Origin of the sequence: Nonomuraea thailandensis (genome assembly GCF_024172165.1) — a bacterium.
GTDB lineage: Bacteria > Actinomycetota > Actinomycetes > Streptosporangiales > Streptosporangiaceae > Nonomuraea > Nonomuraea thailandensis.
Window position 1 is genome coordinate 6,848,394 of the sequence record NZ_JAMZEB010000002.1, and the last position, 25,765, is coordinate 6,874,158.

General features: G+C 73.8%; 25 protein-coding genes. 12 read left to right on the top strand and 13 right to left on the bottom strand.

Going from position 1 to position 25,765, the window contains the following annotated elements; translation table 11 throughout:
- The first annotated feature begins 317 nt into the window (after nt 1-317).
- Entirely contained in the window at nt 318-614 is a 297-nt protein-coding gene (locus HD597_RS35365) for a DUF3817 domain-containing protein (RefSeq protein ID WP_253747763.1), read from the top strand.
- 5 nt (nt 615-619) lie between these two features.
- Here the strand turns inward: HD597_RS35365 and HD597_RS35370 are convergent, their stop codons facing one another.
- On the bottom strand, nt 620-1,408 hold the full coding sequence (locus HD597_RS35370; protein WP_253747765.1) for an SDR family NAD(P)-dependent oxidoreductase: 789 nt from the start codon (nt 1,406-1,408) through the stop codon (nt 620-622).
- 48 nt (nt 1,409-1,456) lie between these two features.
- Between HD597_RS35370 and HD597_RS35375 the strand changes: the two genes are divergently transcribed.
- From HD597_RS35375 to HD597_RS66110, 3 genes are all read left to right on the top strand, one after another.
- Nucleotides 1,457-2,092, top strand: a complete 636-nt coding sequence (locus HD597_RS35375) for a TetR/AcrR family transcriptional regulator (RefSeq protein WP_253747768.1) — start codon at nt 1,457-1,459, stop codon at nt 2,090-2,092.
- A 130-nt stretch (nt 2,093-2,222) separates the two neighbouring features.
- Nucleotides 2,223-3,086 (top strand): hypothetical protein, encoded by an 864-nt coding sequence (locus HD597_RS35380; protein WP_253747771.1) that lies wholly within the window; start codon nt 2,223-2,225, stop codon nt 3,084-3,086.
- Between the two features lie 255 nt (nt 3,087-3,341).
- A complete protein-coding gene (locus HD597_RS66110; RefSeq protein ID WP_253747774.1) occupies nt 3,342-4,349 on the top strand; it encodes a hydroxyacid dehydrogenase in 1,008 nt (335 codons plus the stop codon).
- A gap of 13 nt (nt 4,350-4,362) precedes the next feature.
- Here HD597_RS66110 and HD597_RS35390 read toward each other — a convergent pair whose 3' ends face one another.
- The 4 genes from HD597_RS35390 to HD597_RS35405 form a co-directional block, all read right to left on the bottom strand.
- A complete protein-coding gene (locus HD597_RS35390) occupies nt 4,363-4,905 on the bottom strand; it encodes a dihydrofolate reductase family protein (protein ID WP_253747776.1) in 543 nt (180 codons plus the stop codon).
- Nucleotides 4,906-4,921: 16 nt separating this feature from the next.
- Nucleotides 4,922-5,200 carry a hypothetical protein gene (locus HD597_RS35395; RefSeq protein ID WP_253747778.1) on the bottom strand — a complete coding sequence of 93 codons (279 nt, stop codon included), beginning with the start codon at nt 5,198-5,200 and terminating at the stop codon, nt 4,922-4,924.
- Nucleotides 5,201-5,330: 130 nt separating this feature from the next.
- Nucleotides 5,331-8,042: an exo-rhamnogalacturonan lyase family protein gene (locus HD597_RS35400; protein ID WP_253747780.1), complete on the bottom strand. Its 2,712-nt coding sequence runs from the start codon at nt 8,040-8,042 to the stop codon at nt 5,331-5,333.
- A 53-nt stretch (nt 8,043-8,095) separates the two neighbouring features.
- A complete protein-coding gene (locus HD597_RS35405; protein WP_253747782.1) occupies nt 8,096-9,910 on the bottom strand; it encodes a rhamnogalacturonan lyase family protein in 1,815 nt (604 codons plus the stop codon).
- A 295-nt stretch (nt 9,911-10,205) separates the two neighbouring features.
- Between HD597_RS35405 and HD597_RS35410 the strand changes: the two genes are divergently transcribed.
- On the top strand, nt 10,206-11,378 hold the full coding sequence (locus HD597_RS35410; RefSeq protein ID WP_253747784.1) for an MFS transporter: 1,173 nt from the start codon (nt 10,206-10,208) through the stop codon (nt 11,376-11,378).
- Nucleotides 11,379-11,394: 16 nt separating this feature from the next.
- Here HD597_RS35410 and HD597_RS35415 read toward each other — a convergent pair whose 3' ends face one another.
- Together HD597_RS35415 and HD597_RS35420 are read right to left on the bottom strand one after the other, a co-directional pair.
- On the bottom strand, nt 11,395-12,456 hold the full coding sequence (locus tag HD597_RS35415; protein ID WP_253747786.1) for a Glu/Leu/Phe/Val dehydrogenase dimerization domain-containing protein: 1,062 nt from the start codon (nt 12,454-12,456) through the stop codon (nt 11,395-11,397).
- A 72-nt stretch (nt 12,457-12,528) separates the two neighbouring features.
- On the bottom strand, nt 12,529-13,905 hold the full coding sequence (locus HD597_RS35420) for a WD40 repeat domain-containing protein (protein WP_253747788.1): 1,377 nt from the start codon (nt 13,903-13,905) through the stop codon (nt 12,529-12,531).
- Between the two features lie 64 nt (nt 13,906-13,969).
- Between HD597_RS35420 and HD597_RS35425 the strand changes: the two genes are divergently transcribed.
- From HD597_RS35425 to HD597_RS35435, 3 genes are all read left to right on the top strand, one after another.
- Complete coding sequence (locus HD597_RS35425) at nt 13,970-14,131, top strand: hypothetical protein (RefSeq protein WP_253747790.1); 162 nt, start codon at nt 13,970-13,972, stop codon at nt 14,129-14,131.
- A gap of 62 nt (nt 14,132-14,193) precedes the next feature.
- On the top strand, nt 14,194-14,499 hold the full coding sequence (locus HD597_RS35430; protein ID WP_253747792.1) for a hypothetical protein: 306 nt from the start codon (nt 14,194-14,196) through the stop codon (nt 14,497-14,499).
- Nucleotides 14,500-14,520: 21 nt separating this feature from the next.
- Nucleotides 14,521-14,688, top strand: a complete 168-nt coding sequence (locus HD597_RS35435) for a hypothetical protein (protein WP_253747794.1) — start codon at nt 14,521-14,523, stop codon at nt 14,686-14,688.
- A gap of 40 nt (nt 14,689-14,728) precedes the next feature.
- Here HD597_RS35435 and HD597_RS64975 read toward each other — a convergent pair whose 3' ends face one another.
- Both HD597_RS64975 and HD597_RS35455 read right to left on the bottom strand, forming a co-directional pair.
- On the bottom strand, nt 14,729-18,094 hold the full coding sequence (locus tag HD597_RS64975) for an AfsR/SARP family transcriptional regulator (RefSeq protein ID WP_308210756.1): 3,366 nt from the start codon (nt 18,092-18,094) through the stop codon (nt 14,729-14,731).
- Nucleotides 18,095-18,184: 90 nt separating this feature from the next.
- A complete protein-coding gene (locus HD597_RS35455) occupies nt 18,185-19,027 on the bottom strand; it encodes a hypothetical protein (RefSeq protein WP_253747796.1) in 843 nt (280 codons plus the stop codon).
- A 90-nt stretch (nt 19,028-19,117) separates the two neighbouring features.
- Here HD597_RS35455 and HD597_RS35460 point away from each other — a divergent pair, with 90 nt between their 5' ends.
- The 4 genes from HD597_RS35460 (at nt 19,118) to HD597_RS35475 (ending at nt 22,523) form a co-directional block, all read left to right on the top strand.
- Nucleotides 19,118-20,152, top strand: coding sequence for a methyltransferase (locus tag HD597_RS35460; RefSeq protein WP_253747798.1), 1,035 nt, complete (start codon nt 19,118-19,120; stop codon nt 20,150-20,152).
- Nucleotides 20,153-20,242: 90 nt separating this feature from the next.
- Nucleotides 20,243-20,725: a hypothetical protein gene (locus HD597_RS35465; protein WP_253747800.1), complete on the top strand. Its 483-nt coding sequence runs from the start codon at nt 20,243-20,245 to the stop codon at nt 20,723-20,725.
- A gap of 64 nt (nt 20,726-20,789) precedes the next feature.
- Nucleotides 20,790-21,278 (top strand): GbsR/MarR family transcriptional regulator, encoded by a 489-nt coding sequence (locus HD597_RS35470; protein ID WP_253747802.1) that lies wholly within the window; start codon nt 20,790-20,792, stop codon nt 21,276-21,278.
- Nucleotides 21,279-21,317: 39 nt separating this feature from the next.
- The gene (locus HD597_RS35475) at nt 21,318-22,523 is read left to right on the top strand and encodes a cytochrome P450 (RefSeq protein WP_253747803.1); all 1,206 of its coding nucleotides are present in this window, start codon (nt 21,318-21,320) and stop codon (nt 22,521-22,523) included.
- 11 nt (nt 22,524-22,534) lie between these two features.
- On the opposite strand, the gene HD597_RS35480 is transcribed toward HD597_RS35475, so the two are convergent.
- The 4 genes from HD597_RS35480 to HD597_RS35495 form a co-directional block, all read right to left on the bottom strand.
- Nucleotides 22,535-23,050: an XdhC family protein gene (locus HD597_RS35480; protein ID WP_253747805.1), complete on the bottom strand. Its 516-nt coding sequence runs from the start codon at nt 23,048-23,050 to the stop codon at nt 22,535-22,537.
- 11 nt (nt 23,051-23,061) lie between these two features.
- Nucleotides 23,062-23,958 (bottom strand): SDR family NAD(P)-dependent oxidoreductase, encoded by an 897-nt coding sequence (locus HD597_RS35485; RefSeq protein ID WP_253747807.1) that lies wholly within the window; start codon nt 23,956-23,958, stop codon nt 23,062-23,064.
- A gap of 16 nt (nt 23,959-23,974) precedes the next feature.
- On the bottom strand, nt 23,975-24,982 hold the full coding sequence (locus tag HD597_RS35490) for an alcohol dehydrogenase catalytic domain-containing protein (protein WP_253747809.1): 1,008 nt from the start codon (nt 24,980-24,982) through the stop codon (nt 23,975-23,977).
- An 83-nt stretch (nt 24,983-25,065) separates the two neighbouring features.
- Nucleotides 25,066-25,752 (bottom strand): MmyB family transcriptional regulator, encoded by a 687-nt coding sequence (locus tag HD597_RS35495; protein WP_253747811.1) that lies wholly within the window; start codon nt 25,750-25,752, stop codon nt 25,066-25,068.
- Nucleotides 25,753-25,765 lie beyond the last annotated feature (13 nt).

A 25,765-nucleotide genomic window follows, 5' to 3' on the forward strand; every position in this document is an offset into this window, starting at 1 on the left:
TCGTGCACGTTTCTCTGGACAGGGGTGAGCCGCGGGGATCACCATGACGGCTCACGGGCCGCCGGGTGGGCGAGCGGGTGGGCATCGTCGGCCTGGGCGGGCTCGGCATGCCCGGCTCCGTCCCGGCCGTGCTCGCGCTGATGGAGCGCGGGGACCTGACCTCCACGCCGCCACGGCCGGCTTCGAGGAGATCCACGAGGCCGTCGGGCGGCTCGAACGCGGCCAGGCGACCGGACGCCTCGGCGCGGCCGTGGGGTAGACACCACGGCCCTCTACAGCTTGTAGAGTATGCGCGATATCGGGCGAAAGGGTGGATCGTGCTGCGTTGGTTCCGGGTCCTGGCAGTGGCCGAGGCGTGCTCGTGGGCGGGGCTGCTCGTCGGGATGTTCTTCAAGTACGTGACCGAGACGGGCGAGCTCGGCGTGAAGATCTTCGGGCCGATCCACGGGGCGCTGTTCGTCCTGTACGCGGCCGGGGTGCTGCTCTCGGCCAGGGAGGCGGGCTGGAGCCGGGGCGCCGTGGTGCTCGGGCTGGCCTGCGCGGTGCCGCCGTTCACCTCGTTGTGGTTCGAGCGGCGGATGGCGGCGCGCACCGCGGCCGGGCAGCTCGCCTGACCTGATCACCGGGCCGGGTTCGCGCCCGGCAGGGGTGTCCCGGTCAGCTCGGCGCACGCGGCGAGCAGGCCGTCCTGGAGGTCCGGGTCACGGGCGGCGGGATGCGTGTCGGCCTGCGCCTTGTGGTAGAAGTACGCGCCGCTCACCGTGGCGGCAGGCTCGCCGCTCACGGCCAGCCAGGCCTGGGTCAGGTGCGCCTGGCTCAGGTCGTCGGGCGCGCCGGGACCGCCCATCTTCGTCGGGACCCAGCCCGGCGTCACCGCGTTGGACAGCACCTGCGGCCAGTGCCGGGCGATGGCGAAGGCCAGCAGGACGTCGTGCAGCTTGGAGTCCGCGTACGCCTGCGCCGGGATCCAGGCCCGCTTCTCCCACTGCAGGTCGGACAGGTCGGGGTCGCCGCTGCGATGCATGCCGGAGCTGAGGTGCACCAGCCGCCGCGGCGGCGTGATCAGCGCGGTCAGCAGGTACGGCGCCAGCACGTTGATCGCGAACACGTGGCTGAGCCCGTCGGCTGTCGTGATCTTGCGGTGCTCGCGGTACCCGACGGCCACGTTGTGGATCACCGCGTCGAACGGCCCCGTCTCGTTCGCCTGCCGCGCCACCGACCGCATCTCCTCGATGCTCGACAGGTCGCCGGTGAGCACGCCGGCGGCCCCGGGCGCGGCGGCGTTGGCGTCGGAAGCCCGCCGCGCGTTCCTGGCGTGCAGCACCACCTCGTGCCCCTCGCCGATGAGCAGTTGCGCGGCCATCAGGCCGAGCCCGTCGGCGGACCCGGTGATCAGGATGCGTGACATGAGTCTCCTCTCGAAGCCCCACTCTAGAGTTGCACTACTCTTTCCCGCGTGAGCGACGGCAAGAGACCCGGCAAGAAGGCGCAGAAGTCCGCGGAGACCCGGCGGCGGGTGCTGGGCGCCGCCGGAGACCTGTTCGTGGCACAGGGGTACGGCGCGACCACGTTGCAGGAGGTCGCCGACAGGGCGGGCGTGGCCGTGCAGACGGTGTACTTCGTGTTCGGCAACAAGCGCCGCCTGCTCAAGGAGCTGGTGGACGTCACGATCGCGGGCGACGACGCGCCGGTGGCGACCCTCGACCGGCCCTGGTTCCAGGAGGCCCTGGCCGCCGGCACCGCCGGGGAGCACCTGCTGCGCCACGTGGCGGGCACGCGGGCCGTGCTGGAGCGGGTGGCGCCGATCACCAAGGTGCTGGAGGTGGCCGCCGCCACCGATCCCGAGGTGCCGCAGATGTGGCCGGAGACGGAGGACCCGCGGCACGTCGTGGCGACGGCCGCGGCGCGCAGCCTCATGGCCAAGCCGGGCGCGCGCCGGGAGGTGCCGGTGGAGGAGGCCGCCGACCTGCTCTACGGGGTGCTGAGCCCGGATCTCTACCTGCTGTTCGTCCGCGAGCGCGGCTGGGCGCCCGAGCGGTTCGAACGCTGGGCGTACGAGACCCTGCTGCGCGACCTCGTGGAACATGAGTGACGCTCACTCGTAAGGGGCTTTGACACAGCCTTGTCACGATCACCGTAACGGTAGGTCGCCTTCCCCTCATGCTCTGTTATGGTCCCCTCTTGTCCGCAATTGGGATGACCTTTACCTACATAGGAGGAACATGAGGGGCAAGAACAGAGCCATCACCCTGTCCGCGGCCGTGGCGCTCGCCGCCGCTCCCCTGCTGGGCGTGGCCGCCCCCGCGACGGCCGCGAGCACGGCCACGCGGACCGTCCAGAACCAGGCGCTCGACTGGCTCTCCCTCGACGCGCTCAGCGGCTCGAAGCTGGTGCAGCGGGTCAAGGAGCTGCTGGGCAAGGGGTACGTGCCCCAGGCCCTGAGCGTGACCAACGCCGCCAGCCCGCAGTACACGTCCCTGTGGGTCAAGGACACCGCCCGCAAGGTGAACGTGCTGCAGGGACTGTCCGCCACGGAGCTGCCGCAGCGCATCGCCGAGCAGGCGAAGCTGGGCTTCCGTCCCAAGCTGGTCTCCGGCACGGGCACGGGCGCGAGCGCGGTCTTCGCGGTGGTCTTCGAGAAGACGGCGCAGCTCGTCAAGTCCGAGCTGGCGCTGACGAAGGAGACCCTGCTCAAGGTCAACGCCGAGCTGAGCGCCGCCGGCCTCAGCATCGCCTCGCTGGACGTGTACGGCACGGTGGAGAAGCCGCTCTACGCCGCCGTCTGGGTGGCGGGCGCGGCCACGGGCACCCTGCAGGTGACGCTGGGCCAGACCGTGGAGCAGCGCGGCCAGGAGCTGCTGGCCAAGGCGAAGCAGGGCCTGCGCCCGGTGCTCATGGCCGTCGGGCCCGGCAAGTCGTACTCCACGGTGTGGGGCAAGGGCGCCACGACGGGCGTCAAGGAGTACCTGAGCCTGTCGAAGGTGACGTACACGGTCAAGGCGGCGCAGCTCAAGACGATGGGCTACCGGCCGCAGATCCTGAGCGCCGAGGACGGCGTCATCGCGTCGGTCTGGAGCAGGGGCTAACCGGCACCGCGCTGGAGGGTCGAGTCCGGCACAGGATCAGTGTGCCGGACTCGGCCTCCACGATAGTGCAGGTCAGCGGCGATCGCGCGGTCCGGAACATAAAACGGTTACATGCGATCGACCAGGAGCTGCGCCCCCACCAAGAGCCTCTTCACATAAACGCTGCATACTCCCCTGATACCTCGCTCCGCGGCATGGCAGAATGCGGGGAAGCGTTTACATCGCTTCCCGCGTCAACCAGAAGGAGACCCCTCCGTGCCACGGCGACCCGTCGCGGTCTTCGCAATCGCGCCCTGGGCCTTCCCCGGCGTCTTCCCGCCCGACGTCATCGCCCGGCTGCGCCGCTCCGCGGACGTGACCGACGCGGTGCGGCTCACCTCCTTCGACGGTCCCGCCGCGGCCGAGGCGCTGGCCGGGGCGGAGATCCTGCTCACCGGCTGGGGCTGCCCGCGCATCGATCCGCGCATCACCGCCGCCGCGCCCCGGCTGCGGGCCGTCCTGCACGCGGCCGGCAGCGTCAAGACCCTGGTGGACCCCGCCGTCTTCGAGCTCGGGATCACCGTGTCCTCCGCGGCGCAGGCCAACGCCGTGCCCGTCGCCGACTACACCGTCGCCGCGCTCGTCCTGGGCGCCAAGCTGGCCTTCAGCCGCGCCCGCCACTACGCGGGCGGGCAGGACAGGGCGCTGTGGCAGCCGGGCGACGGCACCGGGCTGTACGACTGCACGGTCGGGGTGATCGGCGCCTCCCGCATCGGCCGCCTCGTCCTGCAGCGGCTGCGCGACTTCGACGTACGCGTCCTGCTGTCGGACCCCACGGTCACCCCCGCCGAGGCGGCGCTGCTGGGCGCCGAGAAGGTGGACCTCGACGACCTGTGCCGGCGCAGCGACCTGGTCACGGTGCACGCGCCCGCGCTGCCGGAGACCCACCACCTGCTCGACCGGCGCAGGCTCGCCCTGCTGCCGGACGGCGCCGTGCTGGTCAACACCGCGCGCGGCTCGCTGGTGGACACGCAGGCGCTCACCGACGCGTGCGCCTCCGGCCGCCTGTCCGCCGTGCTCGACGTCACCGACCCCGAGCCGCTGCCGCCCGGCCATCCGCTCTTCGCGCTGCCCAACGTGCTCATCACGCCGCACCTGGCCGGGGCGCAGGGCCGCGAGCTGCGCCGCCTCGGCGAGTTCGCCGTCACCGAACTCGAACGGCTCCTGGCCGGCGACCCCCTGCGCGGCCAGGTGCTGCCCGAGCAGCTCCCCTACACGGCCTGACCCCCGGCGGCCCTCAGGGCTCGGGGACGTAGGTCAGGTGGAGCACGCCGGTCTTCCACGTCTCGTTCCTGACCAGCTTCAGCGGGTGCGACGGGGTGTCCTCGAACAGGTGCTGCCCGCGGCCGACGACGATCGGGTGGACCAGCAGGTTCAGCTCGTCGAGCAGCCCGTTGGCCAGCAGCCAGCGCACGGTCGTCGCCGAGCCGGAGATCTGGAGGTCGCCCTCGACCCGCTCCTTGATCTCGCGCAGCCGGGCCGCGACGTCACCGGAGACGATCGTGGTGTTGGCCCAGTCCGCGCGCTCCAGCGAGCTCGTCACGACGTACTTGGGGGCCTCGTTGAACCTCGCGGCGATCTCCGGGTCGGCGTCCGTCGCCGTCCAGTACGACGACCACTCGTCGTACAGCTTCCGGCCCATGAGGAAGCCCGCCGCGCTCTCCATGCCCGCCTGGACCATGGCGCCCATCTCGTCGTTCCAGTACGGGAAGTGCCACTGGTCCGGCGACTCCACCACGCCGTCCAGCGAGATGAAGAAACTCGAAACGATCTTAGCCATTGCCGCCCCTGCTCTCTCAGTTCGCTGGCTGGGAGGCTAGGCGCGAGCGGCCGCCGCGGTCTTGTACAGAAACGACACCCGCCGCCAGGCCCGCACCCTGCGCCACGTACTCCAGGTCGATCGAGTCGGTGTGCGAGCTCCGGCTCAGGTCCAGCCGCCGGCACCCCGCGCGCGGCAGGTCGATGAGCGAGGGGCCGGGGCCGCCGCTGACCTTGGTGCGCACGGGCGTGCCCGCGCCCTCCAGGCGGGCCCCGATCCGCAGCGGGTTGTTCGGGGCGAGCGGCAGCTTCGACACCCGGAGGATCTTGTTGCCACGATTCGGGCGCGGCGACGGTGTGCTCGCCTTCAGACGTGCTCGCCTTCAGACGTGCTCGCCTTCAGACGTGCTCGCCTTCAGACGTGCTCGCTTTCAGACGTGCTCGCTTTCAGATGTGCTCGCCGACGAGCGCGAGGCACTGGAAGGCGGCCAGGCCGAACTGCGCGCTGGCGTTCGTGCTCAGGTCCGCCTCGTCGACGGGGTTCAGCACGGCGGGCCCCTCGACGCGCCTGGAGCCGAACGGGTGGTTGTCCGGGTAGCCGGCGTGGCCGGTGCGCAGCTCCTGCCAGGCCCGCTCGGCCAGGGCCTGGTCGCCCAGTTGCCTGGCCGCGTAGGCGGTGGCCCGCGAGTAGGCCTGGCGCAGGTTGAGGTTGCCCCAGTCGGCCCCGGTGACCTCCTTCTGCTCGGCCTTGGTAGCGTTGTAGAGGCGGCAGAACTCCAGCCACTTGGCCTTCACGGCCTGGTCGTCGATCAGGCCGATCAGCTCCGTCATGACCTCGATGAGGCCGAAGACCGAGCTGAGGCTGCCGACGCTCACCGACTTCTCCGTCATCGGGTTGAAGCGGCCGTCGGCGAGGTTGTACGTGACGCCGGCCTGCACCCAGCCGTTGGGCAGCGCGGCGATCGTGGTGGCGCCGTTGATCAGCTTGGTGCGGGCGATCGGGTCGCCGCCCCGCTCCCACTCGGCCAGCCAGGCCATGGCCAGGGAGCCCCAGTCGGTGGTCTGCCCGACGCCGAGCGCCTTCGGGTCGGGGTCGAACGGCTCGCCGCCGTTGATCTTGCGGCCGGGATCGAGGACGAGGAAGGTGCGGTCGGAGTCGACCAGGTCGTGCATGACGTCGCCGATGCGCTCGTCGGCGGTCAGGAAGTAGTAGAAGCGCTTGTAGCCGGCGTTGCTGATGCGCACCTGCTTGGCGCTGTCGGCCCAGTGCAGGATGCCGTGCCGGGTGCCCAGGCCGCGCCACCTGCCGAGGTGGTACATGTCCACCTCGCTGGTGTGGCGGGTCATCGCCTCGGCGAAGCGGAACGCCTTGGCGTCGCCCGTGCGCAGGTAGTGGTACCAGAGCCACAGGTCCGTGGACAGCTCCGAGTTGTCCCAGGCGTAGCCGCCCACGTCGTAGCGCCACACGTGCCGGTCGCCGTCGTAGCTGTGCATGATGTCGCCGTAGTCCCAGAAGCCGTACCAGGAACGCTGGTCCACCTGCTCGCGGTGGTACTTGTGCATCAGGTCGAGCTTGTCCTCCAGCGCGGCCTTGGCCGGGACCGAGCGGTCGGCGGGCGACCAGGAGCCGAACACGCCGGCCGCGTGGTTGTGCCGCGGCGGGCTGGTCAGCAGGGGCGGGGTGGCGTTGGCGGCGGCGAGCGCGGCGAAGCGCCGCGCGTCCGGGGTGGCGGCCAGCGCCCAGAACGTCAGCTCCGTGGTGCGGGCCACCCCGTACGGGGTGCCGAACCCGGGCTCGTAGTCCTCGTAGGTGATCTCCAGGGCGTCGAGCTGCTCGGGGTAGGTGTCCTGGCCCATGCCGTCGTGGTAGAAGCGCAGGTCCATGGCGCCGGCGCGGGGCGACCACAACCACACCGTGGCCTGCGCCTCGCCGGTGGCGGCGCCGGTGATCTCCAGCTCCGTCGGGTGGAGCTGCCAGAAGTTCCGCATGCCGAACGCCAGCCCGCCGGTCGGGCCGCCGACGTAGGCCAGCCCGGACGCGCGGCGGCCCCCGTCCACGCGGATCCACGAGTGCCCGGGCCCGGTGCGCTTGTGGATCTCGAAGCCGTGCGCGGTGAGCTGGCTCAGCCGGTAGTCGCCCCAGGAGGGGATCCACTGCAGGCGGGTGGTGACGCGCTGGTCCCAGGTGGCCGGGTCGGGGGTGGCCTTGCCCTGGTACTGGGCCTGCCGGACGGCCTGGCCCGGGTCGCGGCGCAGGCCGGTGATGCCGCGTACGGCCTCGGACAGCACGCCGTCGCCCTCGCCGGCGAAGCGGACGTGCCGGTCGTGCGGCTCGCCGCGCATCGGCACGGCGAACCGCACGCCGAGGCCGTTGATGAAGTCCTTGTTCTCGTTGCCGTCGTAGACGAAGGTGTGCACGACGCGGACGGCGTCCGAGCCCGCGTACAGGTAGCAGCGCACCGTGAACGGCAGCCACTCGCGCCGCCCCTTCTTGTGCCTGCCCTCCACCCTGACCACCGCCCGCACGGGGCCGGCCTGCTCGACGTGCACCGAGGAGACGTGGCTGGTGAACGACTCGCTCTTGCCCGGCTCCTCGGGCTTGTCCTGGCGGGAGGCGACCAGGCGGCCGTCCTTGGCGATGACCGTCGTGCCTCGTGTGATGGATTCGACGACGTGCTCGCCGGAGCGCACGAACGCCACGGTGATCACTCCGGTGTCGACGGTGACCTGCCCGCCGTCGGTCTTCACGACCACCGGCGCGGCGGGCCGGGCAGCGGTGCCGGCGCCGAGCCGGTAGCTCCCGGCCCGCGGCTCGGCCCCGCTGATCGCGTGGGCGGTCCACTTGACCGAACCGTCCGGCCAGTAGCCGATCGGCCACGACTGCACCGGCACCTGCGTGCCCGCCTCGGTGGTCAGCGTGAACTGCTGGCCGGGCGCGAACGCGCCGCGCGGCCACGGCACGCCCCACGTCGTGCCGCCTGTCACCTCGGCGGGGGCGCCGCCTTCCAGCCACGTCAGCGGGATCGGGTCGTGGCCGTTCACCTCGGCCGGCGTCGGGGCGGCCTGCGCGGCGGCCGGGCTCGCGCCGCGTAAGGTCAGCGCCGCCGCGGCTCCCGCGGCGGTCGTGGAGAGCATGGTGCGTCGGCTGATGTCAACCACAGGTCGTCTCCTTGCGCGGGCCGGGCCCGGCTGTGTCTGAGAAGGAAGGGGGGTCAGCTACCGGCGTAGGTGATGTTCGGCCGGGGCGGCCTGGTCATGCCGTTGCCGAGGTAGTAGTCCACGTGGTGGTCCTGGAGGTAGCCCTTGACGGTCAGGTCGTTGCGGTAGGCCGGGTTGTGGGCCGGCGTGTAGAGCCGGGTGGCGGCCGGCCGGTCCGTGGTGAAGACGACCAGCTCGTCGTGGTCGGAGGAGGGCATCACCACCTCCTCGCGCCAGTCGCCGAGGATGTCGCCGATCAGCGCGGGGTACTGGGTGCCGACGTTGACCGCGCCGTGGTTCCAGGTGGTCACCTGCCGCGACACGCCGCCGGTGGCCGGGTCCCACTTCTCGATCTTGCCGTCGTTGAACAGCTCCATGCCGAGATCGCCGTCCCAGAACACGCCCAGGTGCGGCCACGGCCCCGTCGCCTGGGTGAGCGTGTTGCCGCGGGCGTTGTAGACGCCGGAGAAGGACCAGACCTCCATGCCGGGGAAGCGTGGGTCGATGTCGCCCGCCATGCCCCGCCCGACGTCGCCGACGCCGTCCTCGACGTGCCGCCAGAGCATCGTGCCCTGCTGCGCGCCGTAGTAGTACTCGCGCAGGCCGCTGGGGTTGTCCTGCTGGACGCCGTAGCCCTCCAGGCCGGGCCGGGACGGGTCCAGGTCCGCGAGGTGGAAGCGGTCGCCGTGCACGACGCCCTCGTCGGCCAGGGAGTACCGCAGGGTGCCGTCACCGTTGAGCACGAACCCGATCTCGGCGACCTCGTCCCTGCCGTCGCCGTCCACGTCGATGATCCGGGTGTTGTGCCCGTCGGCGTGGCCGGCGCCGCCGCGCAGCCACTTCCACTGGTTGGTCAGCCTGGTCCCGTCGAACCTCCAGGCGGTGAACATGAGGTTGAAGCCGCCGTCGCCGACCCGGTTCTTCATGTACGCCACCAGGCTGGGCGTGACGCCGTCGAGGTAGCCGACGCCGAAGCGGGCCGGCATGGGCCCGTCCGCCAGGTAGTCCGCGGGCACCGGGGCGGTGGCGCGGGGCGCGCCGGTCCGGCCGTCGAGGATGGCGATGGCCTGCCGGGTGTCGTCGGAGGCGGTGTACCGGGTGCCGTCGCCGAACGTGACCCCGTTGGCCACGCGCACCGCGACCTCGGCGCGGCCGTCGCTGTCGAGGTCGTAGACGGTCACGCCGTCCCAGTGGCCCACGTCGATGACCGACGAGCCGCCCTCGATGTTGTCCTGGTCGGTGCTGTTCGGCCCCATGTTCGCCGACCACAGGAAGGTGCCGTCGCCGCGGTAGGCCTCGATCGTCTGGGGGCTGGTCTGCCGGTCCACCACGTAGTCGTAGGCGCCGTCGCCGTCGAGGTCGCCGACCCAGGCGAACTTGATCGGGCCGCCGGGCCGCAGCGGCACGCGCACCACCGGCTCGACGGCGTGGTTCGCGGCCAGCATGAAGGACCTGCTCGCGGGCTGCCAGACGCCGTCGATGACCGGCCGGACGTAGTAACTGTTGCGCCGCGTGAGGTCGGCCGTGGCGTCCACGAAGTTGGTGCCGCCGGTCAGCGGGTCGGTGTTGAGCTTGACTGCGGCGCCGCCGGCGGTCGACCGGTAGACGTTGAAGGCGATCCCGTCCGGGTCCAGGCCCAGCAGCCGCCACGTGACCAGGACCTCGGTGGCGCTCCTGCGCACGGCCACGACCCCGCGGTCGAGGTTCTCCATCGGGCGGGCGGCGACTGCCGCCGCGGCGGACGCGGGGGGCGGGGCGGCGACCGGGGCGGCGCCGAGCAGGAGCAGCGCCGTGGCGGCGGCGGCCCGTAACCGGTGCGGGGCGTGCATGATGACCTCCTTGGTCACGAGGGGGGTGCCGGGCGGGCGTCCGGTGCGGTCGCGTAACCCGGTCGAAACCCAAGAGAGTTGAAGCGTTTACATAGACGGGATAGGACCATGAACTCGGAGTGAAGTCAAGATCTGTGTCATGCCTGGCCCAGACGGTTTGACGGGGTACGGCGCGTGCGCCATCATCGCCTGCAAGCGGTTTACGCGGAGGAGGCCGGGATAAGGATTCGGATATCGGTCCGGCCGCCTCTCGATATTGGACCGGCTGGTCCTGGCTCTGATGTGCTCGGTTCCCGTGACTGTCGCCGCTCCCGTCTCCCCTCCGTCCTCCGTGGACCCCGCCGGCCGCCGGATTGTCGTCACCGTGGTCGCGATCCAGCTCTCCTGCTGCCTGGGCTTCTTCTCGGTGATGGCGCACCTGGTCGCGCACCTGCGGCACGACCTCGGCCTGATGGCGGGCACGGCGGGGCTGATCCTCGGGGCGCGGACCGGCCTGCAGTTCGCGCTGCTGCTGCCGGTGGGGGCGCTCACCGACCTGATCGGCGCGCGGCGTACCGGGGTGATCGCCTGCGTCGTGCGCGCGGCGGGCTTCGCCCTGCTCGGGACCGCCGAGAGCGTCGGCGCGCTGCTCTGCGCGGCCGTCGTGATCGCCGTGGGCGGCGCGCTCTACAACCCCGCGGCCCAGAGCCTGCTGGCCGGCGCCGGGCCCCATCAGGCCGGAGGCTTCGCCGCCTACGTCACCGCGCAGCACGTCGCGACCGTCGCGGGGCCGCCCGTGGGGCTGGCCCTGATCTCGCTGCAGCCCGGGTTCGCGTTGCTGACCGGGGCGGCCGGCGCCATGTGGGCGGTCTCCGGCGGGCTGTTCCTCCTGCTGCCGAGGACCCCGCGCCGGCCGGTGCCCTTCCGCGGGGTGCTGCCCGGCGTGCGGGCCGTGCTCGGCGACCGTTCCTTCCTGCTCTTCGCGCTGATGACCGCGCCCACGACGCTGCTGGCCAACCACATCATGACGGCCGTGCCGCTGCTCGGCTTCACGCCCGTCGCGGCCACGCTCTGCTTCTGCGTGCTGGCCGCGATCGCCGCCGCCGCCCAGCCGTTCGTCGCCGCCGGGCGGCGGGGCGAGCGGCCCTGGGTGCTGCGGGCCGGGCTGCTGTGCGCGGCGGGTGCGTTCTTCGTGCTCGCGCCGCTGGACGGCACCGAGGTGGCGCCGCTGATGATCGCGGCCGTGCTGAACGGCGTGGCCAACGGGCTGATCCAGCCGTCGATCTTCCAGCGTGTCACCCGGCACGCGCCGCCCGAGCGGTTCGGGTCGTACTACGGGGTGCTGGCGTTCTGCGCCGGCATGTTCTCCTTCGTGTGCGAGATCCTGGCCGGGCAGCTCTTCGACCTCGGGCCCGCGGGCGCGACGGCGGCCCTCGTCGGGGTCGGCACGTTCGCGCTGGTGGCCGCGGTCGGCACCCGGGGGCCGTGAAGGCGCGCGCGGCGGGCTACGGCTCCGGGTCGGGGGCGAGGGGCGGGCCGGCGGGGAGGCCGCCGGGGTCGCGCCAGGTGGCCAGGAACCGCTCGGCCACCGCGCACGACCCGGCGAACGGCCCGTCCGGATGCTCCAGCGCCCCGGCGGTGAGCCGGGCGATCCGCTCCTCCACCACGGCGCGCGCCGCGTCGGCGTCGCGGACCCGGCCGGTGCGGTCGGCGAGGTAACCGATGGTGGCGCCGGCGCTGCACACGAAGTCCGCCAGCGTGACCACGCCCCGCTCCCGCAGGGTACGCAGCCCCGCCTCGGTGTACGGCACGTTCGCCGCCGGCGCGATCACCAGGGCGCGCACCAGGGCGGCCCGCGCGGCGGTCAGCGTCCCGGTGCGCGCGCCGGGCACGAGCACGTCGGCGGCCACCTCGTACAGCGCCTCCGGCGGGAGCACGGGCAGCCCGAGCCGGCTCACGCAGGCGTCGCCGTGCCGGGCGCGCAGGCGCGTCAGGGCGGCCACGTCGAGCCCCGCCGGGTCGGCGACGCAGCCGTACAGGGTGGACAGCGCGACGACGCGCCCGCCGCGCAGCGCGGCCTCGCGGACGACGGCGCCGCCCACCTTGCCGAAGCCCTCCACCGCCAGCGTCCGCCCCGCCAGCCCGCCCAGCGCGCTCTCGGCCGCCACCACCACGCCCAGGCCGGTGACCATGGTGTCCACCAGCTCGCCGCCGGCCTCCTGGTGCATCAGCGAGTCGGCGCGGTAGTCGGGCAGCGAGGCGAAGTCCTGGGTGCGGGTGCCCAGGTCGGAGGCGGTGAGGAACTCGCCCTTCTCGATCAGCGGGGCGATCTCCTGGCAGTAGCGGGCCAGGGTGATCTCCCGTTCCTCGTCCGTGGCCCGCAGCACCGCCTTGGCGCCGCCGATCCGCTCCCCCAGCACGGCCAGCTTGTACGTCATCGCCCGCGCCAGCAGCCCCGCCTCTCCGGGGGTGACGTCAGGGGCGAGCCGCGTGCCGCCCGCGCTCGTCGGGCAGTCGAGGTCGAAGGCGACGTAACCGTCCACGGACACGAGCTCCACGATCCTCATGCGCCCCCCTCATCCCGGCTCGATACCGCGAATATCGGCGAGGCGCGGCTGCCGGTCAAGGTCCGACGCCGATCACCCCAGGGAGCAGGGGGACACGCTGTGCGACCCGTACCCGCCGAAGCGGGCCCAGTCCACGCCGCCGGTGGCCTCCTTCCAGGCCGCCCAGGTGAGGCCGCGATCTCCGCCCGGCAGGTCGCAGTACGTGGCCAGCGGATCGGCGACGAGGTCGTCCAGGTGGGTGAGATTCCACAGGAAGACCCCCCTGTACCGGCTCGCCATCAGGGCGACCTGACCGTCCCCGCTCAGGGCCACGGCCTCGACGTACTCCATGTCGCCGCGCAACGAGGCCGTCCGGGCGGGACGGGACGGCTGGGAGAGGTCCAGGAGGGCAGCGGCTCCGTCTTCGCCGGCGGCCAAGGCCATGCCGCCGTCCGACGTCACGGCGAGCTCGCTGACGCGCGGAAGGTCCATGGCAGCGATCCGGCCGGGGCTCAGGCGGTCACCGATCTCCCAGGTCTCGAGCCGTTCCGCCTCCGCGATGAGCGCGCTGCGCCCGTCGGCGCTCATCGCCAGGTCCGCGACCGAGCCGCGCGGGAACGCGGGGCTGGGCAGCCTGGCGGGACGGGCGGGATCGGCGAGGTCCCAGAGGGTCGTCCAACCTCCGTGCTCGCCGACGACGACGGCGGCCGTCCTGCCGTCCGCGCTCAGCGCCAGCTCCTCGACGCCCACGCCACCGGCCCTGGTGTCCGACAGGCGGGCCGGGCGCGACCGGTCGGACAGGTCCCAGATCTTCATCCGCCCGTCGTCATCGGCGGCGACCGCGAGACGGGCGTCCCCGGACAGGGCCAGCGCCCGGATCTCGCCGCCCTTCCTCCCGGGTGTCAGCGTGGCCTCGCGCACGGGACGCTCCGGGCGGGTCAGGTTCCACACCAGGACGACGCCGTCCTCGTCGCCGGTCAGTGCCGTGCGCCCGTCGGCCGCCAGCGCCACCGCGCTCACCTCCCGCCGGTGCCCCCTCAGCAGGGCGAGCCGGTCGGGCTCGAACTCCTCCTCACCGAGCCGGTCCCGCAGATCCCACACCGCCACCCCGTCCTCATCCTCGGCGAGCGCGAACCGCCCGTCGGCGCTCACCGCCACGTCCTGGCCTCCCTCGGGAACGGGCTCCGCCAGCACCGTGCGCTCGTTCATGAGCACGGAGTCGAGCAGCCCGGCGCGCGTCCGGTCGTCGTCGTGGACGGCGACCGCGGCCGTACCGAACGCCAGGGCCTGGGCGAGGTCGGAGTCACGCAGCTCGGCGCCGCGCAGCGCCAGCGTGTGGGCCAGGGCGGCGCGTTCGAACGCCGAGGCCCGGTCGTGCTCGTGCTTCCACCCGTACGCCGCCGCCCCCAGGACCACGACCAGCACCGCAAGCAGCGCCCGGTCCCGGCGCGTCCACGACCCAGCGCTCATCCCGCCACAGCTCCCCCGCGTCCAGGCCCCGATCACTGAGGAGATTCTGCCCTTTGCAGCGGCTGTGCAGGAAGTCTCCGGCGACCGCTCACATCCTGGTTCGCAGCGGGCCGGGCAGGTGTTCGGCGCGGAGGTCCACGACGGGTACTCCATGACCGAGATCGCGCCCGTCCCCGGCCGCGTCTGCTCCGGCGGTCACCTGCACCTGCCGCCCGACCGGGCCTGATCGAGATACTCGATCCCGTCACGCTGGCCCCGGCCGCTCCCGGGCAGGTCGGCACGATCGTGGTGACGCCGTACTCGACCTTCCGCGTGCTCGGCCGCGTGTCACCCTGCGGGCTCACCACGCGGGACGTGCTCGACCTGCTGCAGGCCGAGCACGCGCTGCCGCCGCCCACCCGGTACGCGCTGGACGGCCACCTGCTCCACGTGGTCGCGGGCAAGCACGACCCCGGCCTGCTCGGGCGGCTGGAGGAGCGCGCGCACGGGCTGCCCCTGACCGGCATCGTCCTGGCCGAGACCGCCGAGGACCTGCCCGCGCCCTGCCGGCCGCGCGCCGACCTGCTGGAGCTCAGCTTCGAGCGAGGACTGTGATGATCCCGAACGTGCTGGCCCTTGTACGCGCTGGTCGCCCTGACCGTGGCACTCGCCGTCGGCTACCTGCGCCGTTTCGGCATTCCCCGCCCGCCCGTCGGCCGGGGGCGCCACGCCGGGGCCGGCCCGGCGGGGGCGCGGCCGGCCGGGGCGCAGGGGCCGCCCGTCGTCTGGCGCCTCCAGGAGTGACCGCCGGCAGAACCACCCGGCCGGGCGTTCGCGGGGTGGGTCACTCGGCCAGGTACTTCGCCACCTGCCCGGCCTCCGCCGCGTCGCCGAACAGGGCGAGCGAGCCGCGCCACGCCGCCGCGGACTCCTCGGGGCGGCCCAGCAGGGCGTGGGCCCGGCCGAGCTCCCTGAGGGTCCGGGCCCGCCACACCGGGGGGCCGTCGCCGCCGAGCCGTTCCAGGGCGGCCCGCAGGTGCCCGAGCGCCTGGCCGGCCTCGCCCTGGCGCAGGCGGACGACGCCCAGGGCGTGCCCCGCCAGCGCCTCCCCGAGCCCGTCGCCGCACTCCACGAACAGCCGCAGGCTCGCCGCCAGCGTCTCGGCCGCCTCGTCGAAGCGGCCCAGCGCGCCCAGCGCCTCCCCCAGGCGGCGCAACACCTTGCTCATCTCGCCCCGGTCGCCGGCCGCCTGCGCGGTCAGCAGGCTCTCCCGGTAGCAGTCGACGGCCTCGGCCGTCTCGCCCCGCTGGTAGAGGGCGGTGCCGAGGGCGCGCAGCAGGTTGCCGCGAATGGTGTGGTCCTCGTCGCGGGTCACCTCCACCCGCGCCCTGGCGATCTCCGCGGCACGGCCGTGCTCGCCCCGCTCGATGTGGATCCAGACGGGCCAGGTCCACGCGTACGCCAGCCCCGCGGTGTCGTCGTGGGCGGCCAGCAGGTCGAGCGAGGCGTACGCGTCGGCCAGGGCCTCGTCCAGCCGGCCCATCCCGTGGCGGGCGGCGGCCCGGCTGATCAGCGCGTACGCGGCGCCGTGCAGGTCGCCGGCGCGGCCGAGGTCCGCCAGCAGCGCGGCGCACTCCGCCTCGCCCCGCTCGTAGCGGCCCCGCTCGATGTGCACCGTGGCCAGCAGCAACCGGGCCCGCAGCGTGGCGCACTCGTCGCCCATCCCGATCACGATCCGCTGCACCTGCTCGGCGTCGTCCAGGAAGCGGTCCATGAGCAGGTAGCCGGTGAGGTGGTGCGCCAGCTCCGCGGCGGCGGCGACCAGGCCGAGCCCGGCCGCCGTGGTCAGGGCGAGCATCAGCGTGCGCCGCTCGGCCGCCATCCACGCCGCACTCGCCCGCACGTCGGGGACCGCATCCGGGTCCGGCTCGCGCGGGTACGGCGGGGACAGCGGGATCGGCATGCGGCGCGTCGCGGCCCTGGTGCGGCGCAGGCATTCCAGCACGTGCCGGGTGAGCGCCTCGCGCCGGCGCGCCGGGGACTCCTCCGCCTCGGCCCGTTCCCGCGCGTACACCCTGAGCAGGTCGTGCAGCCGGTAGCGGGGCTGCCCGGCGCCGTCCACCTCGGTGGAGGTGAGCATCCCCCGCGCGACCAGCGTCTCCAGCGCCGCATCCGCCTCCAGCCCGTACGCCGCCACATCCGCCCCGCGTCCGTGCGCCGCCGCTCCCGGCTCGCCCGACCCGCGCGGCCGGCCCGGCACCGCGCCTGTCCCCGGTCCGGGCGGCCCGGAGAGGGCCGTGCCCGGATCCGGGCCGGGCGGGCCGAGCAGGGCCGCGACCGACCACTCGGCCACGCTGTCCAGCCCCGCCAGCCCCAGCAGCCGGAACGCGTGGCGGGCCGGCTCAGGCAGCGCCGCGTAGCTCGGCTCGAACGTGGCCCGCACGTCCAGCCCGCCCACGACCAGCTCGTCCAGGCCGCGCCCGGCCAGGCGGGTGGCGAGCTCGCTGACCGGCCAGACGGGGCGGGTGGCCAGGCGGGCGCCCGCGACCCGGATGGCCAGCGGCAGGCGTCCGCAGGAGCGCAGGATCTGCTCGGCCGCGCCGGGCGCCATGCCGATGCGGTCGGGGCCCGCCACACGTTCCAGCAACCTCCGGGCGTCCTGCTCGCCGGGCAGGTCGAGCGTGAGGCGTACGGCGCCCTCCAGGGCGGGCAGCCGCGAGCGGGAGGTCACCAGGACGGCGCCGCGCGGCGTGCCGGGCAGCAGGTGGCGCAGCTGCGCCTCCTCGACCGCCTCGTCCAGCACGACGAGCACCGCCCGGTCGGCCAGCCGCTGGCGCAGCAGGCGGGCGCGTTCGTCGGCCGAGGCGGGGATGGCGGCGCCGTCGATGCCGAGCGAGCGCAGGAGCACGTCGAGCAGCTCGCCGGGCTCGCGGGGGCCGCGTTCGTCCTGGCCGAGGCGGACGAAGAGCTGCCCGTCGGGGTAGTCGGCGCGCAGCAGGTGCGCCAGGTGCACGGCGAGCGTCGTCTTGCCGATGCCGGGCAGCCCGGACACGATCACGATCGGCGGGCTGAGCCGCTCCTCCCCCGCCCGCAGCAACGCCGTCAGCTCGGCGATCTCCGCCTCGCGCCCGACGAAGTCCGCGGTGTCGGCGGGCAACTGGCACAACCGCCGGAACGCCACGGGCACCTCGCCCCGGACCCCCGCCTCCGCCTCCTCGCCCGGCGCCCGGCGCGCCTCCGGCGGCGCGCCGGGCTCGCCGTCATCGGCCGGCGGAACGGCACGCCGGCGTCGCGGTTCCGCCCGCGCGCCGGGATCACCGCCCCCCGCCGCACGCAGGCGGGGGGCGGGCCACCCGTCGAGATCGCCGTCCGCGCCCGTCGAAGCGGCACGCGGGCGGCGCGGCTCCGGCCGCGCGTCGAGATCCCCGTCGGCGCCCGTCAAGGCCGCGCGCAGGCGGCGCAGCTCGGGCCGGGCGTCGAGGTCGTCGTCGCCGGCCAGCAGGGCGGTGTGCAGGCGGCGCAGCTCCGGGCCCGGCTCGATGCCCAGCTCGGCGACCAGGAGCTCGCGGGCCTGGCGGAAGGCGTCCAGGGCCTCGTCGCGCCGGCCGCCGCGGTGCAGGGCGACCACCAGTTGCTCCCACAGGCGCTCGCGCAGCGGGTGCGCGGCGACGAGGGCGCGCAGCTCGGCGACCAGGTCCTCGCGGCCGAGCGCGAGCCGTACGTCGATCCACTCCGACCTGGCCACCGCGAGGCGTTCCTCCAGCTCGGTGATCCGCGGCGCCATCGCCCCGCTGAGCGGCACGTCCTCGGCGGGCGCGCCCCGCCACAGCCCGATCGCCACCGCGTACTCGCGCTCCGCCGCCGCCAGGTCGCCGCCCGCCCGCTGCTCGCGCGCCCGGCGCAGCCCCTCCTCGAACGCCTGAAGGTCCAGCCGCCCCGGCGGCACCTCGCAGACGTACCCCGAGCCCTCGGTGCGCACCTCCAGCCCGCTGCCCTCCAGCAGGCGGCGGAGCTGGTGGACGTACGTCTGGACGTTGGCCACGGCCGAGCGCGGCGGATCGTCCCAGAGGGCGGAGATCAGCCGCTCCGTGGAGACGGTCGCGTTCGGATGGAGCAGGAGTGCCGCGATGACCGCCCGCTGCTTGCGGCTGAGACGGACCCGGCCCGCGGCGCCGTTGAGGCGGATGGTGCCCAGTATCGCGAAGTCCACCAGTCCTCCGTCGTGCTCGATCCTGAAGATCAGCTTTCCGGAAGGCAGTATCTCCCGTCACGGGGTTTTGACAATCGCCGCAGGCGCCTGTCACGACGGCGTCGGGGGGAAGCCTTCCGGCGACACCGGGACGGGGGCGCCGGTGCGGTCGAGCACGACCCGGCCGCCGAGCTCCTCCGCCAGGGTGACCGGATACTCCGCGGCCGACGCGTACGCCGCCATCACGCACCCCGAGCCGCCCTCGCCCGGTTCCGTGACCTTCATCCCCACGACCACGCCGGACGGGGACTCGACCGCGTGCGCGCCCAGCACCGGAGCACGATCTCCCGGGCAGGCGCGGGGCGCCACGGCGGAGACGACGAGGGTGCGGCCGTCCTGCCCGAGCCGGACCCCGTGCAGGACGGCGGAGGCCCGTAGTTCCCCGAGCCGCCAGAAATGCTCCGGAGCCAGTCCCGGCCAGGTGACGCTGCCGCCGGAATCCGTCGAGAATCGCCAGGCCGGCAGTTCCACGGGACCGCGATCGGTCGTGAACGTGCCCGTGCTCCAGACGGCTCCGGTGACCTTCGCCGGCCGGCGGGCCTGCCCCGGGCGCATGAGCCGCGTCATCGCGCTGTACGCGGCCGCCGCGGAGACGGCGGTGACCGTGGCGGAGCCGTCCGGGAGCTCCCACTCCGACGGGGGCGGCGTCTCCGCGGGCAGCTCGGCGGCCGGCTCGAACGGGCCGTCCGCCTTCGCCTCCGCGCTACGGAGCGGCAGGTCGGACGTGACGACCAGCGGGCGGGGTTTCCCGCCCGCCGGGAAGTCCCGCCACGTGTTCACGGCCGCGTGATCGATCGCCGTGGGACCCGTCAGGGGTTCCGTGTCACCGGCGCCGTACGACGAGGCGCAGGCGGTCAGCAGGAAGCACGCGAGAACGAGCGGAAATCGGCGCACGTAAGCCAGTGAACCGCTGGAGCCCGGATGCCGCCAGGACCTCGTCCGCGTCCCGATGACACCATTCGCCCCAGATGTCATAGTGAGGCCATGTCGTACGCCGGCACCGGCAAGCACGATCGCGAGACACCCGCGGAGCACGTCCAGCACCTGCTGAGCGGCTTCTGGCACTCCCAGATCATCTTCGTCCTGGCCCGGCTGCGCGTGGCCGACGAGCTGGCCGCGGGGCCGCGCCCGGCGCGGGAGCTGGCAGCGGCCGTCGGCGCCCACCCCGGCGCCCTGCTGCGCCTGCTGCGGGCCGCCGCCACGGTCGGCCTGATGGCCGAGACCGAGCCGGACCACTACCGGCTGACGGAGGCGGGCGAGTGCCTGCGCTCCGACTCCCCCACCGCCATCCGCGAGCTGGCCGTCGCCTACGGCTCCCCGACGGTGTGGCGGCTCGTCGGGGACTTCGAGCAGTCGGTCCGCACCGGCGGGCCGGTCGCGCCCGCGGTGCTCGGACACTCGTTCTGGGAGCACCTCGCCACCCATCCCGAGGAGGCGGAGCACTTCGCCCTGGGCATGGGGGAGCAGTCGGCACAGGTCGCCGCGGACGTGGCGGCCGCCGTGGACCCGTCGGCGCACCAGCGCCTGGTGGACGTCGGCGGCGCCTACGGCGTCCTGCTCACCGCCCTGCTGGACAAGGCCCCGTCGGCGACCGGCGTGCTGCTCGACCGGCCGCCGGTGATCGAGGCGGCCCGGCAGCGGCTGCGGGGCTCCCCTCTCGCGGGCCGGATCGACCTGGTCGGCGGCGACTTCCTGGAGGAGGTCCCGAAGGGCGACCTGTACCTGCTGAAGTGGATCCTGCACGACTGGGACGACGAGCACGCGGTCCGCATCCTCGCGACCTGCCGCCGCGCCGCCGCTCCGGGCGCCCGGTTGCTGCTGGTCGAGATGCTGCTGCCCGAGCCGTGGGCGCCGTCGTCCGTGCACATGTCGGACCTGGCCATGCTGGTGCTGCTGGGCGGCCGCGAGCGCACCCGGTCGCAGTACGGCGACCTGCTGCGCGCGGGCGGGTGGGAGCCGGCGGAGGTCACCCCGACCTCGGGGCGCTACAGCATTCTCCAGGCCGTGGCCACACCCTAGACGCGGCGGCGGCCGTCAGGACGTAGGGTCCGTTCCAGCGACCAGTTCCCCGGCCGTACCGGCGACGGCCCTCGCGAGAGGGAAGCCCGCATGACCGTCACTCCCGAGCAGTTGCGTGCCCTCGCGATCCGCGCCGAGGCGCTCACTGCCGAGGTCTGGGAGCTGTGCGGCGGCTCCCCAGGCGGCTACCCAGGCGGTTCGCCCGAGCCCGACCCGCTCGTGGAGGCGCGTCAGGCCGCCGGCTGGCTGGCCAGGGCCGCCGAGGACCTGCAGCGCGCGGCGGCCGAGCTGGCCCGGCTTCGGGTGCAGCCGTGCGGCCTGCCGTGGGCCGTGTGCCCCGAGCACGGCAACACGCTCTCCTCCCGGGCGGGCCTGTCCGAGTGCCGCGTGTGCCACCGCACCTGGAGCTACGACCGGCCCGGCCGGCCGTGCGAGGAGCCGGCCACGTGGAAGGTGATCGACCGGGCGGGGACGGTCACGCGGATGTGCGACGGGCACGTCCTCGGCGCCCGCGCCGCCGTCCAGGGGGCCACGTTCGTCCGCATCGATCAGGTCGCGGGCCAGGCGGGCTGATTCCGGCCGGACCTCTGTTCTTCCCTCTCCGCGCCCTGCGACGTACACTTCGTAAAGTACGTACTTGACGTTCGTTGCGGAGTTGACGCCCGTGAAGGCTTCGGAGAGCGAGTTCGTCGATCGCATGGGGCTCGTCATGGAGCGCCTGGGCGCGACGCGCAGCATGGGCCGCCTGTGGGCATGGCTCATGATCTGCGACCCTCCCGACCCCTCGCTCACCGACCTGGCGGCGGAGCTCAGCCTGAGCAAGACCGCCGTCAGCACGGTCGCCAGGCAGCTGGAGGCGGGCGGGATCATCGAGCGTGTCCCCGCGGCCACCCGCGAGCACCGCTACCGCGCGGTGGGCGGCGGGTGGGCGCAGATCCTGCGGGTCCAGCTCGACCTGGTGAAGCAGAGCCTGGAGACGCTGGAGTACGGCCTGTCGATCCTCGACGAGGACCGGGCCGCCCAGCGGGTCCGGCTGGAGGAGACCCGGGACTTCTTCGCCTTCACCGTGCAGGACGGGGACGAGATGCTCCACCGCTGGCAGAAGTACCGCGACACGTCATCCTGACGTACATCTCCATCGAGGGATCTACAACAAGGAGAGGCGATGGCCGACATCGTCGAACGGTACGACATCCCCGTACAACACTTCTGGCTGCACGGGCCCCGATCGGGCCCGGCGGTCGAGTTCGCGGCCGACGCCGGAATGTGGAACGTCTACGGTCACCCGGAGCTGCACGAGGTGCTCGGTGACCCGGCGGCGTTCTCCTCCGACACCATGCGGGTGGTTCCCGAGTCCATGCTGCCGCCCAAGGACGACTTCTCCCTGGACGGCTTCATCACCCAGATCGACCCGCCCGAGCACGGCAAGCTGCGCAAGCTGGTCAGCAGCGCCTTCACCCGCAAGGTCGTCGCGGACCTCGAGCCCAGGATCGCCGCGCTCACCCACGAGCTGCTCGACGCGGCGCGAGATCGGGAGCGGTTCGAGCTCGTGACGGACCTGGCCTATCCCCTGCCCGTGATCGTCATCGCCGAGTTGCTGGGGATCCCCGGCAGCGACCGCGCCCTGTTCAAGCAGTGGGCCGACGCGCTGTTCCAGCGCGATGCCAAGGTCTCGGTCAGCCGGCCGGCGGACGAGCGGGAGGAGGAGCTCAAGGCGGTGATGAAGCCGTGGAAGGAGATGTCCGGCTACCTCGCGGGTCACGCCGCGCAGCGCCGCAGGCAGCCGCGCGCCGACCTGCTCACCAGGCTGGTCGAGGCCGAGGTGGACGGCGAGCGCCTGCCCGACGACCAGGTGGTCAACTTCGCGATCGTGCTGCTGCTCGCGGGGCACATCACCACGACGATGCTGCTCGGCAACACGGTGTTGTGCCTGGACGCCTACCCCGAGCAGCAGGACCGGGCGCGCGCCGACCGGGCCTCGATCCCGGCCGTCATCGAGGAGTCGCTGCGGCTGTTCACGCCGTTCGCCGCGCTCGGCCGCGCCACCACCCGCGAGGTGGAGCTCGGCGGCGTGAGCATCCCGGCCGACCAGATGGTCATGTGCTGGCTGGGGGCGGCCAACCGGGATCCCCGGCAGTTCCCCGACCCTGACGCCTTCGACCCGCATCGCGACCCCAGCCCGCATCTGGCGTTCGGGCGCGGCATCCACTTCTGCCTGGGCGCTCCTCTGGCCCGGCTGGAGGGGCGGGTCGCGCTGAACATCCTGCTCGACCGGTTCGACCGGCTCCGCACGGATCCTGAGGACCCGGTGCAGTTCATCCCGACGCCGACCCTGACCGGCGTGCGGCGGCTGCCGCTCCTCCAGAGCTGAGCCGCGCGCCGTCAGAACAGGAACCCGCCCGGGCGGCCGTTGCGGTCGGCGATCAGGCCGGCCAGGGTCGCGACGGCGATCTCGGGCGGGGTGCGCGAGCCGATGTTGAGCCCGATCGGCCGGTGCACCCGGGCGACCTCCTCCGGCGGCACCCCCAGCTCGGCCAGCGCCCGCACGTGCGAGGCGCTGTGCCGGGCGCTGCCCATGATCCCGACCCAGCGGACGGGGAACTTGAGCACGTCGCGCAGGATCGGGCCGATCTCGTCGCGGTGGTGGTCGGTGAGCACCACGTCCGCCGAGCCGTCGAGGTGGTCGGCCAGCCGCTCCGCGTGCGTGAATCCCGCCGGGCGCCGCTCGGGGTCGGGCTCGTACAGGACCGGGCGGAAGCCGAGCTCGGCCCCGAACCTCAGCAGGCAGTCGGCCACCGGGGAGGCGAACACCGCGACCAGCGTCCGCCCGCCCTCCGCGGCGGGAGCGTCGCTGTGGGCCACCTCACACGCCGGGTCCTCATCGTGAGTGTGGGTCATACCTCCGTACGTTACGCGGCGGGGGCGGGCGTGAGCAGGTCCTCCAGGCCGATGCGGGTCAGGAAGCGGGCCCGTATGCGGTCGGCGACCTCGCTCACCTCCGCCGACCCGTCGTCGATCGGATCGACGTGCACCCGGAACGGCCGCTTGCCGTGCGGGGTGTCCACGACCTCGACGACGGCGCCGGCGACCAGGGACACGTCGGCGCCGGGCGGCTGCAGCGCGGCCAGCCGCTCCCCCACCTGCTCCATCAGCCCGCCGTACCGCTCGTCGTAGGCCGGCAGGACGCGCTGGTCGGCCGGGTGGCCGGCGTTGGCGAAGTGGTCGGTGCCCGAGGTGAACGCGCCGGGGATGACGAGCGTGGTCTCGATGCCGAAGCGGGCCACCTCGGCCGCGTACGACACCGCGAGCGCGTCGGCCGCCGCCTTGGCGGCGAAGTAGGGCGCCAGGTACGGCGGGGTGCCGCCCCTGGTGGAGCTGGAGCCGATCCACAGCAGCAGGCCCTGTCCGCGCTCGCGCAGGTGCGGCAGGACCGCCCGGTTGAGCCGCTGGCTGCCCAGCACGTTGGTGTCGTAGACGGCGGCCAGTTCCTCGGGCGTGAACGCCTCGGCGGGGCCGAGCACCATGTGACCCGCGTTGTGCACGACCACGTCGATGGCGCCCGCCTCGCCCAGCACGGTCTCGACCGCCGCGGTCACGGACTCCTGCGAGAGCACGTCCAGCTCGACGGTGCGCAGGTCCACGCCGTGTTCGCCGGCGTACCGCGCGGCCTCGGCGACGCGGGCGGCGTTGCGGCCGGCGGTGGCGCGCATGGCCGCGTACACGGTGTGCCCGGCCCGCGCCAGCGCGCGGGCCGACAGCGCGCCGAAGCCAGAGCCGGCGCCGGTGATCAGGATGGTCTTGCTCATGGGGAAGATCTCCTCGTCAGAACGTGATGACGCGACGGCCGCCGCCGGAGCCGCCGCCCATCGCCTCCAGGGCCGCCGGGGCCTCGTCGAGGGTGATCGGCGTGACCTGGGGCAGGATGTCGTGCTGCGCGGAGAAGGCCAGCGTGTCGCGCAGGTCGTGCGGCGAGCCCGACGGCGAGGCCATGACGTGCAGCCGGTTGAGCACCATCGGCTGGGCGGCCAGGGTGAGCGGCGTGTTGTCGTAGCCGCAGAGCACGAGCGTGCCGTCGGGGGCGAGCCCGGTCAGGACGGCGGAGGCCGCCTCGTTGGAGGGGGCGGCGTTCAGGATGACGTTCGCGCCGCCGTCCCACGCCCTGAGCGCGGCGGCGGGGTCGGTGTCGCGGGTGGCCACGTACAGCTCCGCGCCGAGTTCCCTGGCGGTCGCCTCGCCGCCGGCCGAGCGGCCGATCACGGCGACCCTGGCGCCCATGGCGGCGGCGTACCTGACGGCCAGGGCACCGATGCCGCCGCTGCCGATCACCGCCACCCGGGAGCCTGGCCCGGCGCCGGCCCGCCGCAGGCCGTTGAACGCGGTCAGGCCCGCGCACATGAGCGGCGCCGCGGCCACCGGGTCGAGCCCGGCCGGGAGCGGGGTCACGTATCCGGCCTTGAGCAGGGCGTACTCGGCGTAGCCGCCGTCGGCGACGATGCCGGTGACGCGCTTGGCCGGGCAGAGGATCTGGTCGCCGGACACGCAGTAGCCGCAGTGGCCGCACGAGTCGTACAGGAACTGGCCGCCGACCGCGTCGCCCGCGGACAGGCCGGTGACGCCGCTGCCGAGCGCGGCGACCGTACCGGTGATCTCGTGGCCGGGGACGACGGGGAAGCGGGCGAAGGGGTAGTGCCCGCGCAGCAGGTTGAGGTCCGTGAAGCACAGGCCGCAGGCGGTGACCTTGACCAGGACCTCGCCCGGGCCCGGCTCCGGCGTCTCGCGTTCGATCAGGGACAGCGGGGTGTCGACCCCGGTGGCGAGTGCAGCTCGCATGACGGTTCCTCCCGCGGCCCGGGTGACGCCCCCGTACCGCTGTCATCAGCGTGCCCCACCGGCGGCGAAACAGCCTGGGGTGCTCAACCCCAGCTTCTGAACAGCCCGAACGCGGGGCCGGGGGTGTCGTGCCAGACCTCGGCGGCGTCGAGGGCGTGCAGCTTCGGCACGGCGTCGGCGTCGTCGGGAACGAACCAGAGCAGCCGCTGGGCCGCGTCGGCGGTGACGATGCTGTTGCAGGTGACCTTGAGGACGCCGAGCGCCGGGTTGACCACCCGCTTGTACTCCTCGTGGCGCACCTTGACCTCGCGCGCCCGCCACAGCCCGGCGAACTCGGCGCTCGCGCCCATCAGGTGATCGACGAGCACCTGGGCGGCGTGGTTCTGCACCACCACCTCGTGCAGGTCGGTGATCACCATGGCGGGGGTGTCCTGGAGGCGGTCCATGAGCCGGCGCAGCGCCTCCTGCATCCGCACCGGCTCGGCGCCGAGCGGCGTGGGATGGCCGGCCAGGTGGAACAGGTGGGCCGTCTCGTCCGGGTCGAGGCGCAGGGCGCGGGCCAGCGCGTGCAGCACCGGCTCCGACGGGCACTGGCCGCGGCCCTGCTCCAGCTCGGTGTAGTAGTCGGCGGACAGGCTGGCCAGCTCCGCCACCTCGTCCCTGCGCAGGCCGGGCACCCGCCGCCGGGTGCCGGGCGGCAGGCCGACGGCCCGCGGGGCGAGCCGGTCCCTGCGCGACTTGAGGAACGCGCCGAGCTCCCCGAGATCCACCGTTTCCTCCCGG

Bases quoted from the DNA above. Each gene is read 5' to 3' on its own strand.
- HD597_RS35460 (WP_253747798.1), top strand. From the start codon at position 19,118: ATGTCGTACGCCGGCACCGGCAAGCACGATCGCGAGACACCCGCGGAG.
- HD597_RS35465 (WP_253747800.1), top strand. From the start codon at position 20,243: ATGACCGTCACTCCCGAGCAGTTGCGTGCCCTCGCGATCCGCGCCGAG.
- HD597_RS35480 (WP_253747805.1), bottom strand. From the start codon at position 23,050: ATGACCCACACTCACGATGAGGACCCGGCGTGTGAGGTGGCCCACAGC.
- HD597_RS35370 (WP_253747765.1), bottom strand. From the start codon at position 1,408: ATGTCACGCATCCTGATCACCGGGTCCGCCGACGGGCTCGGCCTGATG.
- HD597_RS35420 (WP_253747788.1), bottom strand. From the start codon at position 13,905: ATGAGCGCTGGGTCGTGGACGCGCCGGGACCGGGCGCTGCTTGCGGTG.
- HD597_RS35485 (WP_253747807.1), bottom strand. From the start codon at position 23,958: ATGAGCAAGACCATCCTGATCACCGGCGCCGGCTCTGGCTTCGGCGCG.
- HD597_RS35490 (WP_253747809.1), bottom strand. From the start codon at position 24,982: ATGCGAGCTGCACTCGCCACCGGGGTCGACACCCCGCTGTCCCTGATC.
- HD597_RS35405 (WP_253747782.1), bottom strand. From the start codon at position 9,910: ATGCACGCCCCGCACCGGTTACGGGCCGCCGCCGCCACGGCGCTGCTC.
- HD597_RS35415 (WP_253747786.1), bottom strand. From the start codon at position 12,456: ATGAGGATCGTGGAGCTCGTGTCCGTGGACGGTTACGTCGCCTTCGAC.
- HD597_RS35380 (WP_253747771.1), top strand. From the start codon at position 2,223: ATGAGGGGCAAGAACAGAGCCATCACCCTGTCCGCGGCCGTGGCGCTC.
- HD597_RS35390 (WP_253747776.1), bottom strand. From the start codon at position 4,905: ATGGCTAAGATCGTTTCGAGTTTCTTCATCTCGCTGGACGGCGTGGTG.
- HD597_RS35475 (WP_253747803.1), top strand. From the start codon at position 21,318: ATGGCCGACATCGTCGAACGGTACGACATCCCCGTACAACACTTCTGG.